The organism is Polaribacter pacificus, assembly GCF_038024035.1.
GTDB lineage: Bacteria > Bacteroidota > Bacteroidia > Flavobacteriales > Flavobacteriaceae > Polaribacter > Polaribacter pacificus.
In genome coordinates, this window is the sequence record NZ_CP150664.1 from 1,582,793 (window position 1) to 1,597,666 (window position 14,874).

Below are 14,874 nucleotides of genomic sequence, written 5' to 3' on the forward strand. Positions count from 1 at the left end.
ACGGAAGGCTTTTAAACTATTTTAAATTATAGATATACACTTCCGTATCATTGCTTTTGAATAGCAATAATAATAGTAGAAATGATATGGATACCTTGTCTGTTCATATGTGAGTGACAAATATCTATCTTTCTTTGAAATAAACAATAAAAAGCACTAAAAAAATTTAACCCCATTTTATGATAGTTTATTATGTTATAAAATTCTTATAAATTATATTTACTGCTGATTTTTTTGTTTATGATTACAACCAACAACCTTTCTTTTTCCTACTCAGAAAATGTGGCATTCCGTTTTCCGGACATCACGCTAAAAGAACAAGAACACTTGTTAATTTTAGGAGCCTCTGGAATTGGGAAAACGACACTATTACACCTTTTAGGAGGTATTTTAACTCCACAGGGTGGAGAAATCATCGTAAATGAAAATAATATTACGCATTTTAAACCCAAAAAACTCGATGATTTTAGAGGTAAAAACATTGGGTTTATTTTTCAAAAGACAACTGCCATCGCTTCTTTATCAGTTTCAGACAACCTAACTACCCGCTTGTATTTTAGCGGGCTTCCTAGTTCAAAAGAAACCATTGACAGCTTGTTAGAGCAACTTGACTTGACTGCTGTAAAAAATCATAAACCACACCAATTAAGTCAAGGGCAATTACAACGTTTGGGCATAGCGCTCGGCGTTATTCATCAACCCAACATCATTCTTGCTGATGAACCTACTTCTAGTTTAGATGATGAGAACTGTAAATTGGTAATTAAATTATTAAAAAAACAAGCAGCAAAATCAAAAGCGAATTTGATCATTATTACCCATGACCAGCGCATAAAAGATGAGTTTACTAACACCCTTGTATTATGAATTTATTAAAGCTTAGCATTCAAAATATCAAGACAAAAGCCTTACAGACTTTTTTGACGGTTTTAATTTTATCGTTAAGCATCGGTCTGTTATTAGGAGTTAAACAACTCAATAGGGTGTTTGAAAATCAATTAAAACAAAGCTTAAATGGTGTAGACATGGTTGTCGGAGCCAAAGGAAGTCCATTGCAATTGGTTCTATCGGCTGTTTTGCATATTGACAACCCGACAGGAAATATTTCTTATGCTGAAGCCAAAAAAATTGGAAGCAATCGCGCTATTGATGTAGCGGTTCCTGTATCGATTGGCGACAACTACCAAGGCTATAAAATAGTTGGTACTACAACGCAATTTATTGATCTCCAAAAGGCAAAACTAAGCGAAGGGGTACTTTTTAAGGTTCCTTTTGAAGTAGTGATTGGGAGTGCTGTTGCCACTAATTTAAACCTAAAGATTGGCGACACTTTTTCTAGCGCCCACGGCTTGATAGAAAATGCAATTGAAGAACACAGCGAGCACCCTTTAAAAGTTGTCGGAATTTTAGCACCTACACAAAATGTGGTTGACAGACTTATCGTTACAGATGTAGAAAGTATTTGGCATATGCATGAGCACGGTGCAGCTGCTGAAGAAAATCACGATCATGCAGATGGAGAAATCACTGCTTTGTTAGTACAATTTAAAAACAAAAGAGCGCTGCTTCAATTGCCTCGTATGATTAATGAGACCACCAACTTTCAGGCGGCATTACCTAAATATGAATTGGATAAATTATTTCAGATGACAGCCATTGCTACCAAAGCCATTAGCTGGATAGCCATCGCAATTTTATTTGTTTCTGGAATTAGTATCTTTATTAGCTTATACAGAATGGTGGTGGATAAATCGAAAGAATTAGCCTTAATACGAACTTATGGAGCTAGTAGAAATAAATTAATTTTATTGGTCTTTACAGAAGGTATTCTTATTGGAATATTTAGTTTTGGAGTCGGTATTCTTATTGCATCCCTTGGATTACAAGCCGTTTTTAATGCAATTGAACAAACATACAAACAACAAATTTACCTTTTAAATTATTCACAAGACCTATTAGAGTTAGGGCTGTTTACTTTTGGGCTTATTGTTTCGGCAACTGCCATCGCCATCATCCCAATTTTTACTATGGACGTTTCTAAAATATTGAGCAATGAAAATTAAAACTATACTAGCCTTTCTTTTGATCAGTTTTGTGATCAACAACTCATATGGGCAAATTAAAACAAGTTGGAAAGACATTATTGATATCTACGCCAAAGAGGTAATCTTCTCTGAAAAAAACCCTGCAAAAGCAATTAAAGGACAGGGGAAATCATTAAAAGATATTGAAGGAAAAAAAATTAGTATCACTGGGTATTTCTTAGACTTAGATCCTGATGGCGAATGGTTTATGATTTCTAAAAATCCTTTTGCAACCTGTTTCTTTTGCGGTGGAGCAGGCCCTGAAACTGTACTTGAACTTATGAAGTTTAAAAATGACAAACAAAAATTTAAAACCGATGACATTGTTACTGCAACTGGAACTATAAAACTAATTACTGAAAACGAAGTAGACGTTAGTTTTATTTTACTCAACCCAACCGTAAAGCATTTAAATTAAATTTACAGCAAAGATCAATTCTATATTTCCAAAATAATATTAAACAAGATTCCACAATGAAAATTAAATCACTACTATGTATTTTTCTATTTGTTTTACTTTCAAATAGTTCTTTTGGTCAAAAAAAAATAACATGGACAAATGTTTTAGATATCTATGCCAAAGAGTTTCGCTTAGCTGAAGAAAACCCGCAATCTGCCCTTAAAGAAGACGGGATGTCTCTAGAAGACATTGAAAATACTAAAGTAAAAATTGTTGGTTATTTTTTGGATTTAGATCCTGATGGCAAATGGTTTATGATTTCTAAAAATCCTTTTGCTTCGTGTTTCTTTTGTGGGAAATCTGGTCCAGAAACGATCTTGGAATTATTCGGATATAAAAACACCAATAAAAAATTTAAATCTGATGATATTGTAGAGGTTACTGGTTTTTTTAACCCCGTTTATGACCTTGAAGGTAAAGTGAGTTTTGGCTTAGACAAGGCAACTTTAAAACTTGTAAAAAAATAAAAAAGAGCGCTTTTAAGCGCTCTTTTCATTTCCAAAGTAATCTTAGATTATTTGGATCCCCCAAGCATAACCAACTCATTACACACTATCTCAGTGATGTATTTTTTAACTCCTTCTTTGTCGTCATAAGAACGAGAAGTTAGTTTGCCTTCAATGGCAACCTCATTGCCTTTTTCCAGATACTTTTCTATAATGTCTGCAGTTTTACTCCAGGCAATTACATTGTGCCATTGCGTGTCAGTTACTTTTTCGCCTTGGGCGTTTTTGTAAGTTTCATTTGTAGCAATCGATAATTTTGCTAATTTTTTTCCAGAATCAAGTGTAATGATTTCTGGGTTGTTTCCTAGATGTCCAATTAATTGAACTTTGTTTCTTAACGTACTCATAAGATAAGTTTTTAGGCACTTCAATAATAATCCGTGCGGTTTATAAAAATTTGTATGGTTAAATAGATACTAAAGCAAGCCTAGCATAAACTTAACACTGCAAAGATGTGGCAACTTGATTATGAGATTCGGTTGAAACACGGTTACTTTCGTATGTAAACGTTTGTAGTCGTTTGTAAATGTTTTTTTATATCTTTAAACAAAAAACTATGGAAAATAAAGTATGTTTAGAGTGTGGTGAAGCCATAAAAGGTAGAGTAGATAAAAAGTTTTGCTCTGATTATTGTAGAAACAGCTTCAATAACAAAGTAAATACAGAGAGTAAAAACCTCATCAGAAATACCAACAACCGCCTTCGTAAGAATTACAAAATTTTAACTGAGCTCAATGCAACAGGAAAAACAAAAGTAACCCGAAGCAAATTATTTGATCGTGGGTTTGACTTTCATTTTTTTACAAGTATCTATACCACAAAAACAGGAAACACGTATTACTATGTATACAATCAAGGCTATCTAGCCTTAGAAAACGATTACTATCTATTGATTAAAAAAGAATAACTAAACGAAATGCTTTAATAAATGATTGATAATTAAAGGATAACACCTTTACTTTAGCTATTTATAAGCTCCCCTTTTTTTAATTTTTACTACATTTACTAAAAAGCAGTCCACTAATGAAAAAACTTATTCCCTTTATATCTGTATGCATCATCTTAGCAACCATCTTTTGGGCTTTTTCTGACATGATTCCGTCAAAAAATCAAACTACAGCAAATCAGGAAAAAGGGTTTGTCTTAAGCAACGCATTGACACATTTAAAAAACATTAGTAAAGAACCTCATTTTATTGGTGCTTCTAATCACCAATTGGTTAGGGATTACCTTGTGGTTGAATTAAAAAAATTAGGATTAGAACCAGAAGTTCAAACAGCAACAGTTATTAATAAAAAGTGGTTTGCTGCTGCCAAAACACAAAATATCATTGCCAAAATTAAGGGCTCAGAAAACGGAAAATCATTAGTATTATTATCGCATTATGATTCAAATCCTCATTCATCATTTGGTGCTAGTGATGCAGGTTCTGGAGTGGTCACAATTCTAGAAGGTGTTCGTGCCTTTTTAGCAGAAAACAAACAACCTAAAAACGATATCATAATTCTATTTTCTGATGGAGAAGAATTGGGTTTACTTGGTGCAAAAGCCTTTGTAGACAATCATCCATTAGCAAAAGAGGTTGGATTGGTTTTAAATTTTGAAGCTCGAGGTAGTGGTGGCCCAAGCTATATGCTTATGGAAACCAATGGTAAAAACAGTGCTTTGCTAAAAGCTTTTTTAGAAGCCAAGCCTAATTATCCGGTTGCCAACTCATTGATGTATAGTATTTATAAGATGCTCCCTAATGATACAGATCTAACTGTTTTTAGAGAGGAAGCCAATATCAATGGGTTTAATTTTGCTTTTATTGGTGATCATTTTGATTATCATACCGCTCAAGATACTTATGAACGTCTTGATCGAGCAACCTTATTACATCAGGCAGATTATTTAATGACACTTTTACCTTATTTCTCAAATGCAGACTTAAGCAAATTAGACAGTTCGACTGATGTGGTTTATACCAACTTTCCTGTTCTTGGAATGTTACAGTATCCGTATTCATGGGGTACAGCTTTGCTAATCTTTAGCGTGATTTTAACTATGGTTCTTTTGTTTTTTGGTATTTCTTTAAACAGAATAACAGTTAAAGGAATCATGAGTGGCTATATTCCTTTTGTTTTAGGTCTCGTCATTACTGCGGGTTCTTGTTATTTGTTATGGCAAGGAGTATTGTGGCTGCATCCTCAATACAATGATATTTTACACGGATTTACCTATAATGGTTATTATTATATTTTTGCCTTTAGCTGCCTGTGCATTTGGCTTTTATTTAAATTGTATGCTCCCTATTTTAAAAAATACAACGGCATAGACTTGGTTGTCGCTCCATTAAGTTTTTGGTTACTCATAAACCTGCTTATTAAGTTATACTTACCTGGTGCTGGATATTTTATTATCCCTGTGTACTTTGTGTTAGTAGGCATGCTTGTTCATGTGTTTTTAAAATTTAAAAAATCTACAAAAATTATTATTTATTCCATTCTGGCTATCCCAGTAATTTACATGTTCGCTCCCCAAATTAAAATGTTTCCGGTGGGATTGGGATTAAAAAGCTTGTTTATCAGTGGTCTATTTATTGCATTGATCTTTGGACTTATGGCTCCTGTTTTTGCTTCATTTAAATCTAGAAAATGGATGGTTAATGCATTGGGAGTTGCAGCACTAAGTACTTTTGTATACACTTATTATACTAGTGGTTTTAACATTGACAATAAAAAACCCAACAGCCTTGCTTTTATTCAGGATAACGACATGAAAACTGCTTATTTTGGAAGCCACAATCAAACTATGGATACCTATACTGAGCAAATTTTCGGTAAAAATCCGACAGCTGGTAGTCTGGATAAGGCAGAAACAAGAAACAAGTACAATACCCGTTTTCGTTATCTATTAAAAACAGAAACAAAAGCCATTCCTTCTGCAAAAATAGAAATTCTAAAAGACACCCTTATTAATGGCTCTCGACTTATAGACATGCTAATAACGCCTCAAAGGAATGTTCAAAAAATAGAATTTACAAATACGGCAAAGATTAGTTTTCAGCAATTAAAAATTAATGAAACATCTGCTAATAAAGACAAGGCATTTACAGTTAGCAATGGTGCTTTTTTAAGCTACTTTTTAAGCCCAGATGAGGCAAGTATCCAGCTTAGTATAAAAGTGGGTCAACACGAGAACCTTGACATCATCATAAATGAAATCTCTTTTGATTTGTTAGAAAGTCCACTCTTTTCAATCAAGCCTCGAGATGAAAATATGATGCCCATGCCAATGGTGAGCAATGATGCCATTATTAGCATACAGCGAATTAAATTATAAACAAAAAAAGCCTTGAAAATTCAAGGCTTTTTTTGTTTAAATACTTTATTATTTAATCTGTGAAACACGCAAGGTATTTACCATCCCTTTTGCCTCAACTGGCATTGAAGTTAAGTTGATCACAAAATCAGATTTTTTAACATAGCCTTTGGCTTTGGCAATTTTATTAATATCTACTACAGTATCATCAGTACTGACGTTTTTATCATAAAAAAATGATTTAACACCCCAAAGCAAGCTCAATTTGGTTAAGATTCTTTTTTCTGATGAAAATGCCAAAATATTGGCCTTAGGTCTCCATGCAGAAATTTGGAAAGCTGTATACCCACTATTGGTTAATGTTGAAATAGCAGTGGCATCAACATCGTTTGCCATAAGAGCAGCGTGGTGGCAAACCGATTTTGTAATAAAGCGATCGGTTCTAATATGTGGCGGTGTTTGCGGCACTTTAATCAGCGAAGAATTTTCTACACTTCTAATAATCTCAGTCATTTTTTGAATGACTCTTAGCGGATGAGCTCCTACAGAGGTTTCTCCAGACAACATCACAGCATCGGCACCATCCATAATAGAATTTGCCACATCGTTTACCTCGGCTCTGGTTGGCACTGCATTGGTAATCATGGTTTCCATCATTTGGGTAGCAATAATAACAGGAATCCTAGCCATTTTAGCACGTTGAACTAGTTTCTTCTGGATTAGAGGAACTTCTTGCATAGGTATTTCTACCCCTAGATCTCCACGTGCAACCATTAGACCATCACAATATGGAATTAAAGCATCGATATTTTCTACAGCTTCTGGTTTTTCTATTTTTGCAATTACAGGAACTCTATGCACTGATTTTTGTTTGATCAGATCATGTAATTTTCTTAAATCTTCAGGGTTTCTGACAAATGAAAGAGCTATCCAATCTACCTCTTGCTCTAGAGCAAAGACTGCATCTTTCATGTCTTTGTCTGTTAATGCAGGTAAAGAAATAGCTGTATTGGGTAAGTTTACACCTTTTTTAGACGACAATACACCCCCTACTAGTACTTTTGTTTGCACTTCATTTTTTCTGTTGGTTCCCATGACCTCAAACAGCAACTTACCATCGTCTACCAAAATATGCTCCCCAACTTTTACGTCTTTTGGAAAATTTTGATAGGTCATAAATGCTTTTTCTGAAGTTCCGATACAAGATTCTGTGGTAAACACAAATGAATCCCCATCCTTAAGAACTACTCCTTCTTCCATAACCCCAACACGAAGTTTTGGTCCTTGTAAATCAGCCAAAATAGAAGTATAAACACCCTTTTCTTTATTGATTTCTCGGATATCTTTAATGCGTTCTTTTACATTCTCATAATCTGCATGAGAAAAATTAACTCTAAAAACATTAACACCTGCTTCTACCATTTTTTCTAACATGGATTTTGAATTAATTGCAGGTCCTAATGTGGCTACTATTTTTGTTTTTTTGTTTGCTGGCATGTTTAAAAAATTAAAAAATCTTTAGATTTTAAAGTATAAACGTCAATGGTATAAGACGTAATAACTTGATTTATATTGTTAATCTTTTCTATAGTTTTTTGAATAAACTCTGGGTCAAAATCACCTTCAAGTTTAAGAAAAAAATCAACTTTTTTTTGTTCTGGTATTAAATAGGTGGTTATTTCGTTGCTCTGAAAAAACCCAGAAGATTGACTGTCTAAAGTATCAACATATTTGTTTTCAATTAAAAACCAAAACTGGCTGAACTTTGTATTCTCATATTCATAGATAGAAAAAGTGGCATTGTTGTTTTTATTTTCAAAATCCAAGCCATGCTTAGCTCTTTTAAAATTTGTCAACAAACACTGGTTTAACAAATATGCCAACTGAAATTCTTCTAAAGCAGAATGAATGCCAATAAGAATATAATCATCGTTGGAAAAGTCATCTATTTCTAAGGCGTGTATTTGCATGCTACATCTCTATATACAGGTACGCTACCTATTGTTCTGCTAAATTACAGATAGTTTTCTAAACGTACTTGAAAATTAACGAAAACGTTGTCGTGTGAATATTAAGAATTTGTTATCTCTTCTTGCATGGCAAAAAAGACTCTCTTTGCAGCTTGTTCTTCGGCTTTCTTTTTAGAAGTGGCTCTTCCTTTTGCAACCAACACACCTTCAATGCTAATTTTTACACTAAAATGCTTAATGTGCTCGTTTCCAGAATCTTCATACACATCAAAATCGTAGGCTTTTTTTTGTTTCTGACACCACTCGATAATCAAACCTTTATAACTGGTTACTTTTCCTTCTAGCTTTTCTATGTCTACGTAAGGAGAAATAACTTTTTCATAAATGAACTTTTTACAATAATTGTATCCTCTATCAAGATAGATTGCTCCAACCAAGGCTTCAAAAATATTTCCATGAATATTATCTCCAATATTGTCTTTAGAAATATTACTCTTTACAAATTGGATTAGGTTTAAATCTTTACCCAATTCATTTAAGTGCTCTCTGCTTACAATTTTTGAACGCATCTGCGTTAAATAACCTTCTGAGCCTTCTGGAACTTTTTTGTATAAATAAGAGGCTATAATTGAGCCTAACATGGCATCACCTAAAAACTCTAATCGCTCATAATTAATAGGATCTCCGTGTTCATCAGTAAGTTTTAGCGACCGATGTGTAAATGCCTTTTTATAATAGGATATTTTTTTAGGAGAAAACCTAAGGAGCTGTTTTAATTCGTTAAGGAAAGCCTCGTCTTTTTTTTGTCTGGGCTTAACTATTTTACGAATAAAATTCATAGATATTAATCAAGCTTTTTAAAAGCGACACAAGCATTATGACCTCCAAAACCAAAGGTATTACTCAATGCTATTTTAACATCTCGTTTCTGAGCCTTATTAAATGTAAAATTGAGTTTATTATCAATGCCTTCATCATCTGTAAAATGATTGATAGTTGGTGGTATCATACCGTGTTCCATTGATAAAATCGAAGAAATTGCTTCGATAGCACCAGCAGCACCCAATAAGTGACCAGTCATTGACTTGGTAGAATTTAGGTTAATCTTGTAAGCGTGCTCTCCAAAGACTTCTTTAATAGCCTTTGATTCTGCAATATCTCCTAGAGGTGTAGAAGTTCCGTGCATGTTGATTGCATCAACATCACTTGCTTCAATACCCGCATTTTTTAAACAGTTTATCATCACATTTTTGGCACCCAATCCTTCTGGATGTGGAGCTGTAATATGATATGCATCAGAAGAAAGTCCTCCTCCAATAACTTCTGCATAGATTTTAGCACCACGTGCTACAGCGTGATCATACTCTTCTAAAACAAGAGCACCAGCGCCTTCACCTAACACAAAACCTTCTCGATCTTTATCAAAAGGTCTCGAAGCTGTTTTTGGATCATCGTTTCTTGTAGATAATGCATGCATAGCATTAAAACCACCCATTCCTGCTATCGTAACTGCTGCTTCAGAACCTCCAGTAACTATCGCGTCGGCCATGCCTAAACGAATGTAATTTAAGGAATCTATAATAGAGTTTGATGACGATGCACAGGCAGAAACTGTTGCAAAATTTGGTCCTCTAAAATTATGCTTGATTGATATTTGCCCTGGAGCAATATCTGCAATCATTTTAGGGATAAAGAAAGGGTTGAACCTTGGTGATCCATCTCCAGCAGCAAAGTTTAACACTTCGTTCTGAAAAGTCTCTAAACCACCAATACCCGCTCCCCAAATAACACCAATTCTATCAGGATCTGAATCATTGGCATTTAATCCAGAATCAGCTATTGCCTCATCTGATGCAACCATCGCATACTGAGTAAATCGGTCCATTTTTCGGGCCTCTTTACGATCAATAAAGTCGGTTACGTTAAAATTTTTCAATTCGCAAGCAAAACGAGTTTTAAACTTTGTGGCATCAAAATACGTGATCGGGGCAGCTCCGCTAACTCCGTTAACCAAACCATCCCAATACTCTTGTATATTATTACCTATTGGTGTCAAAGCACCAAGCCCAGTTACTACAACTCGTTTTAATTGCATATGAAAATTACTTTTTTGCTTCTTCGATATAGCTTACTGCTTGACCTACAGTTCCAATATTCTCTGCTTGATCGTCTGGTATTTGAATATCAAATTCTTTTTCAAATTCCATAATTAATTCCACAGTATCTAAAGAATCTGCTCCTAAATCGTTTGTAAAGCTAGCTTCGTTTGTTACTTCGTTATCGTCTACTCCTAATTTGTCTACGATAATAGCTTTTACTCTTGATGCAATGTCTGACATAATTTTATAAGTTTAAAAATTTAAAATCGATGCAAAAATACGAATCTTATTATTTAATTCTAACTTTTACATAAAAATTGTGGAATCTAAAGTAAAAAAAAATCTTTAAAGAATTCATAAACTAATCAACATTGTTAATAATTATGCTTTTTTTTGTACTGATAAAAAACCATAAAGATGCATAGAATTGCCATTTTTGCCTCAGGATCAGGTTCTAACGCAGAGAATCTCATACATTATTTTAAAAATTCAAAAACTGTAACAGTAAGCAAAGTATACTGTAATAAAAGGGATGCAGGGGTCTTTGATCGCTGTAAAAGATTAGAAGTTCCTTGTGATTTCTTTACAAAAGAGGACTTAAACAACTCTGAGCGCTTTATCAAGACCTTAGCTAAAGACTATGATTATATTGTTTTAGCTGGATTTTTACTTAAAATTCCAGAAGAACTGATTAGCGCCTTCCCAAACAAAATCATAAATATTCACCCTGCCTTATTACCTAAATATGGTGGAAAGGGCATGTACGGAATGCACGTTCATAAAGCCGTAAAAGCCAACCGAGAAACAGAAACAGGAATCACCATACATTATGTCAATGAACAGTATGATGAAGGGGCCATTATCTTTCAAGCCAAAACGCAACTTAAAAATACGGACTCTGCTGATGATATTGCCCAAAAAATTCATACTTTAGAGTATGCACATTTTCCTAAAGTTGTAGAAGAAGTAGTACTAAAGAATGGCTAAACAAAAAAAATATTATGTTGTCTGGAACGGTCGTAAAAAAGGAGTTTTTTCTTCTTGGAACGATTGCAAAAAACAAATTGACGGCTTTGAAGGCGCTCAATACAAAGCCTTTGCAGATAAAACAGAAGCGCAGTTGGCTTACAACAAAAATTACGCTTCATACAAAGGTAAAAACACCAAAAAAGCAACATTAACGGCTACAGAAAAAGCAAGCTACGGATCTCCTATTTTAGAAAGCATCTCTGTTGATGCAGCCTGTAGTGGCAATCCGGGTAAGATGGAATACCGAGGAGTGCTCACCCACTCAAAAAAGCAACTCTTTATTCAGGGACCTTATCAAAAAGGAACCAATAATATAGGTGAGTTCTTAGCCTTGGTTCACGGTTTGGCCTTTCTAAAGGCCCGAAATAAAGAAGACATTCCTATTTATTCTGATTCAAAAATCGCTATGAGTTGGGTAAAGAAAAAAGCTTGCAGAACCAACATCGTCTTTGATCAAAGCAATCAAGACTTACTTATACTTATTAAACGAGCCGAAAAATGGCTTAAAGAAAACAGCTATAAAAATCCAATCTTAAAATGGGAAACCAAGGCATGGGGCGAAATTCCTGCTGACTTTGGGAGAAAGTAAAAGGTGGTTTTGGAAAAGAGAAAAGAGAAGAAAGAACAGCGCTAAACGACCTACTAAAACCGAGATTCTAAATCTTATTAAAATATATAAGCTGTGTATATCAAATTTCTCTTTTCTCTAGCCTTTTAACCTATTCCTGCAATGTCTCCAGCAGGAAATAGGCAGGCAGATTTGAACCTTTAAACAAAAAAACTTAACTCAACATCATTTGCGCCTTTTTAACAGCTGCAACCAATACATCAATCTCTGCTTTGGTATTGTAAAAAGCAAAAGAAGCTCTTACCGTACCTGGGATGTTATAAAAAGCCATGATAGGCTGTGCACAGTGGTGTCCGGTTCTAACAGCAACCCCTAATTTATCTAAAATAGCACCGATATCATAGGGATGGATACCTTCTATATTAAAAGAGATTACCGCAGTTTTATCCGCAGTTCCATAGATTCTTAAGCCTTCTATTTCTTGTAGTTTTTCTGTTCCATAAGCCAGCAGCTCATGTTCATATGCAGCAATTGCATCAAAACCAATGGCATTCATATAATCCAAAGCCGCTCCAAAGGCGATTCCTCCACAGATATTAGGAGTTCCTGCTTCAAATTTATGTGGCAAGCCTGCATAGGTTGTTTTTTCAAAAGTAACGGTTTCTATCATTTCTCCACCTCCTTGATAAGGTGGTAGTTTTTGCAACCAGGCTTCTTTACCATAAAGGACTCCAACACCGGTAGGACCACAAATTTTATGAGCAGACAACACATAAAAATCAGCATCCAAATCTTGCATATCTGGTTTAATATGCGGAGCTGCTTGAGCGCCATCAATTAAAACAGCAGCACCAACAGCATGGGCTTTTGCTATTAACTTTTTTATTGGGTTGATGGTTCCTAGCGCATTGGATACATGATTACAAAAAACCAACTTTGTCTTGCTAGTTACTAAATTTTCGTAGGCATCCATATCTAAAGTTCCGTTGTCAAGCATCGGAATTACTTTTAATACTCCTCCTGTTTTTTGGCAAAGCATTTGCCAAGGAACAATGTTTGAGTGATGCTCTAAGGCAGAAACAATCACTTCATCTCCACTTTTTAAAAGCTCAGAAAAACCAGAGGCAACCATGTTGATTCCATGAGTTGTTCCTGCAGTAAAAATAATTTCATAGGCTTTTGCTGCGTTTAAATGCTTTTGAATTTTAAGTCGAGCTTCTTCGTATTTATCCGTTGCTTCTTGACTTAAAGTATGTACTCCTCTATGAATATTTGCATTGTATTTTGAATAATATTCAACAATAGCATCGATGACCATTTGAGGTGTCTGCGAGGTAGCAGCATTGTCAAAATATACCAACGGTTTACCGTGAACGGTTCTTTGTAGTATTGGAAAATCGGCTCTAATTCTTTCTATTGGAAACATCATCTTAAATTGAAATACAAAAATAAGGCTTGCAAAGAGAACAGCCATATCAAAAGCTTAAATTCTTATCTTTACACCTCGTTTATCCCTTTTTTATCATGAAATACTTCAAAAAAACAGTTGTTTTACTTCTTACCGTAATTTTACTTGCGGTTTTTTTTAACTACCCTAAGTTAAATATTATTGCCGGTTATGCTGCAAAAAACACTGCTTCTTCTGTCTTTTTAGCAGACAGATCACTGGCATTTACTGACAGTACAGATAATAATTTTTCTCCCATCAACCTTGCCAGCAACTATATCAACCAAGCCGAAAAATTTGCCACTTCATCAGCTTTTGGGCTGCTTACTAGAAAAGCTATTTACAGAGAAGGTTTGGGGGCTGTTTTAAGTTTAAAAAAATCAGATCAAACAGCAAACTATAAAACTCCTAAAAGAGCCAAAGCAGATCTAAATACAGCTTTTCCGTACGGAAGCGCCAATCCAAAAGACAGTCTTTTTAAAGAGGTTAATTACACGCTTTTAAACAATGCGATTACGGCCATGTTTGAGCCAGAAAATAAAACTAGGGCTGTGGTTGTGGTTTATAAAAATCATATAATTGCCGAAAAATACGCCGAAGGCTTTACCAAAGATTCAAAAATTTTAGGCTGGTCCATGACCAAAAGTATCACGGGTACTATTTTTGGAATTTTACAAAGTAGAGGCCTTTTAAACGTGCAAGACAAAGCACCGATTGCAGCTTGGAAAGATGATGAGAGAAGCGCTATCACAATTCATAATTTATTGCAAATGAACTCGGGTTTAGAATGGGATGAAAACTACAATGAAATTTCTGACGCAACTAAAATGTTGTTTTTAGAAAGAGACATGACCCAACAACAGATTCACAAACCACTTGCAGGAAAACCTAACCAAAGCTGGAACTACTCCTCAGGAACCACCAATTTATTATCCCGAATTTTAAGACAGCAGTTTAAAAATCATCAAGATTATTTAGACTTTTGGTATACAGAACTGATCGATAAAATAGGTATGAGTTCTATGACCATAGAAACTGATTTAGCAGGCAATTATGTTGGCTCTTCTTATGCTTGGGCAACTCCAAGAGATTGGGCTAAATTTGGTTTGCTATACCTACATAAAGGAAACTGGAACGGAGCACAAATTTTTAATGCTTCTTGGGTTGATTATGCAACTACACCAACACCTACTTCTGATGGTTGGTACGGAGCTCAGTTTTGGTTGAATGCCGGAAATCGCTTTCCAGACGTTCCAAAAAACATGTTTGCCGCAAACGGATACCAAGGTCAAAATGTTTATATCTTTCCAGACAATGACCTGGTAATTGTAAGAATGGGCCTAAGTAAAAATGCCGATGAAAATGAGTTTATGAGCCATGTGCTTTCAAGCATCAATGCCCGGTAAAA

The 14,874-nt window shown here is 34.7% G+C and carries 16 protein-coding genes; 9 read left to right on the forward strand and 7 right to left on the reverse strand.

Annotated features, from left to right (window positions below; genetic code table 11):
- Positions 1-240: 240 nt before the first annotated feature.
- From WHC90_RS07155 to WHC90_RS07170, 4 genes are read left to right on the forward strand one after another with little or no spacing between them, the layout of a single operon-like run.
- Positions 241-867 carry an ABC transporter ATP-binding protein gene (locus WHC90_RS07155; RefSeq protein WP_188597793.1) on the forward strand — a complete coding sequence of 209 codons (627 nt, stop codon included), beginning with the start codon at positions 241-243 and terminating at the stop codon, positions 865-867.
- Positions 864-2,063 carry an ABC transporter permease gene (locus WHC90_RS07160; protein WP_188597794.1) on the forward strand — a complete coding sequence of 400 codons (1,200 nt, stop codon included), beginning with the start codon at positions 864-866 and terminating at the stop codon, positions 2,061-2,063. Before WHC90_RS07155 ends, WHC90_RS07160 begins: the two co-directional genes overlap by 4 nt.
- Positions 2,053-2,502, forward strand: a complete 450-nt coding sequence (locus WHC90_RS07165) for a hypothetical protein (RefSeq protein WP_188597795.1) — start codon at positions 2,053-2,055, stop codon at positions 2,500-2,502. Before WHC90_RS07160 ends, WHC90_RS07165 begins: the two co-directional genes overlap by 11 nt.
- A 56-nt stretch (positions 2,503-2,558) precedes the next feature.
- Positions 2,559-3,011 carry a hypothetical protein gene (locus WHC90_RS07170; protein WP_188597796.1) on the forward strand — a complete coding sequence of 151 codons (453 nt, stop codon included), beginning with the start codon at positions 2,559-2,561 and terminating at the stop codon, positions 3,009-3,011.
- 47 nt (positions 3,012-3,058) lie between these two features.
- Here the strand turns inward: WHC90_RS07170 and WHC90_RS07175 are convergent, their stop codons facing one another.
- Positions 3,059-3,397, reverse strand: a complete 339-nt coding sequence (locus tag WHC90_RS07175; RefSeq protein ID WP_188597797.1) for a single-stranded DNA-binding protein — start codon at positions 3,395-3,397, stop codon at positions 3,059-3,061.
- A 209-nt stretch (positions 3,398-3,606) separates the two neighbouring features.
- Between WHC90_RS07175 and WHC90_RS07180 the strand changes: the two genes are divergently transcribed.
- Together WHC90_RS07180 and WHC90_RS07185 are read left to right on the forward strand one after the other, a co-directional pair.
- Positions 3,607-3,957 carry a hypothetical protein gene (locus WHC90_RS07180; RefSeq protein WP_188597798.1) on the forward strand — a complete coding sequence of 117 codons (351 nt, stop codon included), beginning with the start codon at positions 3,607-3,609 and terminating at the stop codon, positions 3,955-3,957.
- Between the two features lie 116 nt (positions 3,958-4,073).
- On the forward strand, positions 4,074-6,374 hold the full coding sequence (locus WHC90_RS07185) for a M20/M25/M40 family metallo-hydrolase (protein WP_188597799.1): 2,301 nt from the start codon (positions 4,074-4,076) through the stop codon (positions 6,372-6,374).
- A gap of 48 nt (positions 6,375-6,422) precedes the next feature.
- Here the strand turns inward: WHC90_RS07185 and pyk are convergent, their stop codons facing one another.
- From pyk to WHC90_RS07210, 5 genes are all read right to left on the reverse strand, one after another.
- Positions 6,423-7,850 carry a pyruvate kinase gene (gene pyk / locus WHC90_RS07190; protein WP_188597800.1) on the reverse strand — a complete coding sequence of 476 codons (1,428 nt, stop codon included), beginning with the start codon at positions 7,848-7,850 and terminating at the stop codon, positions 6,423-6,425.
- Positions 7,851-7,852: 2 nt separating this feature from the next.
- Positions 7,853-8,323, reverse strand: coding sequence for an IPExxxVDY family protein (locus WHC90_RS07195; RefSeq protein ID WP_188597801.1), 471 nt, complete (start codon positions 8,321-8,323; stop codon positions 7,853-7,855).
- 101 nt (positions 8,324-8,424) lie between these two features.
- Positions 8,425-9,162 (reverse strand): ribonuclease III, encoded by a 738-nt coding sequence (rnc, locus tag WHC90_RS07200; protein WP_188597802.1) that lies wholly within the window; start codon positions 9,160-9,162, stop codon positions 8,425-8,427.
- Between the two features lie 5 nt (positions 9,163-9,167).
- Positions 9,168-10,418, reverse strand: a complete 1,251-nt coding sequence (gene fabF, locus WHC90_RS07205; protein ID WP_188597803.1) for a beta-ketoacyl-ACP synthase II — start codon at positions 10,416-10,418, stop codon at positions 9,168-9,170.
- Between the two features lie 7 nt (positions 10,419-10,425).
- Entirely contained in the window at positions 10,426-10,662 is a 237-nt protein-coding gene (locus tag WHC90_RS07210) for an acyl carrier protein (protein ID WP_068702406.1), read from the reverse strand.
- 177 nt (positions 10,663-10,839) lie between these two features.
- On the opposite strand from WHC90_RS07210, the gene WHC90_RS07215 reads away from it, so the two are divergent.
- Both WHC90_RS07215 and WHC90_RS07220 read left to right on the forward strand, forming a co-directional pair.
- A complete protein-coding gene (locus WHC90_RS07215) occupies positions 10,840-11,409 on the forward strand; it encodes a phosphoribosylglycinamide formyltransferase (protein WP_188597804.1) in 570 nt (189 codons plus the stop codon).
- On the forward strand, positions 11,402-12,040 hold the full coding sequence (locus WHC90_RS07220; RefSeq protein WP_188597805.1) for a viroplasmin family protein: 639 nt from the start codon (positions 11,402-11,404) through the stop codon (positions 12,038-12,040). The genes WHC90_RS07215 and WHC90_RS07220 overlap by 8 nt, the downstream gene beginning before the upstream one ends.
- Before the next feature lie 193 nt (positions 12,041-12,233).
- Here the strand turns inward: WHC90_RS07220 and WHC90_RS07225 are convergent, their stop codons facing one another.
- Positions 12,234-13,445, reverse strand: coding sequence for an aminotransferase class V-fold PLP-dependent enzyme (locus WHC90_RS07225; RefSeq protein WP_188598583.1), 1,212 nt, complete (start codon positions 13,443-13,445; stop codon positions 12,234-12,236).
- A 98-nt stretch (positions 13,446-13,543) separates the two neighbouring features.
- On the opposite strand from WHC90_RS07225, the gene WHC90_RS07230 reads away from it, so the two are divergent.
- Positions 13,544-14,872: a serine hydrolase domain-containing protein gene (locus WHC90_RS07230; protein WP_188597806.1), complete on the forward strand. Its 1,329-nt coding sequence runs from the start codon at positions 13,544-13,546 to the stop codon at positions 14,870-14,872.
- Positions 14,873-14,874: the final 2 nt, after the last annotated feature.

Excerpts from the sequence above, each read along its gene's own strand:
- WHC90_RS07165 (WP_188597795.1), top strand. The coding sequence starts at position 2,053 with ATGAAAATTAAAACTATACTAGCCTTTCTTTTGATCAGTTTTGTGATC.
- WHC90_RS07225 (WP_188598583.1), bottom strand. The coding sequence starts at position 13,445 with ATGTTTCCAATAGAAAGAATTAGAGCCGATTTTCCAATACTACAAAGA.
- WHC90_RS07215 (WP_188597804.1), top strand. The coding sequence starts at position 10,840 with ATGCATAGAATTGCCATTTTTGCCTCAGGATCAGGTTCTAACGCAGAG.
- WHC90_RS07160 (WP_188597794.1), top strand. The coding sequence starts at position 864 with ATGAATTTATTAAAGCTTAGCATTCAAAATATCAAGACAAAAGCCTTA.
- WHC90_RS07195 (WP_188597801.1), bottom strand. The coding sequence starts at position 8,323 with ATGCAAATACACGCCTTAGAAATAGATGACTTTTCCAACGATGATTAT.
- WHC90_RS07185 (WP_188597799.1), top strand. The coding sequence starts at position 4,074 with ATGAAAAAACTTATTCCCTTTATATCTGTATGCATCATCTTAGCAACC.
- WHC90_RS07220 (WP_188597805.1), top strand. The coding sequence starts at position 11,402 with ATGGCTAAACAAAAAAAATATTATGTTGTCTGGAACGGTCGTAAAAAA.
- fabF (WP_188597803.1), bottom strand. The coding sequence starts at position 10,418 with ATGCAATTAAAACGAGTTGTAGTAACTGGGCTTGGTGCTTTGACACCA.
- WHC90_RS07155 (WP_188597793.1), top strand. The coding sequence starts at position 241 with ATGATTACAACCAACAACCTTTCTTTTTCCTACTCAGAAAATGTGGCA.
- WHC90_RS07210 (WP_068702406.1), bottom strand. The coding sequence starts at position 10,662 with ATGTCAGACATTGCATCAAGAGTAAAAGCTATTATCGTAGACAAATTA.
- WHC90_RS07170 (WP_188597796.1), top strand. The coding sequence starts at position 2,559 with ATGAAAATTAAATCACTACTATGTATTTTTCTATTTGTTTTACTTTCA.
- WHC90_RS07175 (WP_188597797.1), bottom strand. The coding sequence starts at position 3,397 with ATGAGTACGTTAAGAAACAAAGTTCAATTAATTGGACATCTAGGAAAC.
- WHC90_RS07230 (WP_188597806.1), top strand. The coding sequence starts at position 13,544 with ATGAAATACTTCAAAAAAACAGTTGTTTTACTTCTTACCGTAATTTTA.
- WHC90_RS07180 (WP_188597798.1), top strand. The coding sequence starts at position 3,607 with ATGGAAAATAAAGTATGTTTAGAGTGTGGTGAAGCCATAAAAGGTAGA.
- rnc (WP_188597802.1), bottom strand. The coding sequence starts at position 9,162 with ATGAATTTTATTCGTAAAATAGTTAAGCCCAGACAAAAAAAAGACGAG.
- pyk (WP_188597800.1), bottom strand. The coding sequence starts at position 7,850 with ATGCCAGCAAACAAAAAAACAAAAATAGTAGCCACATTAGGACCTGCA.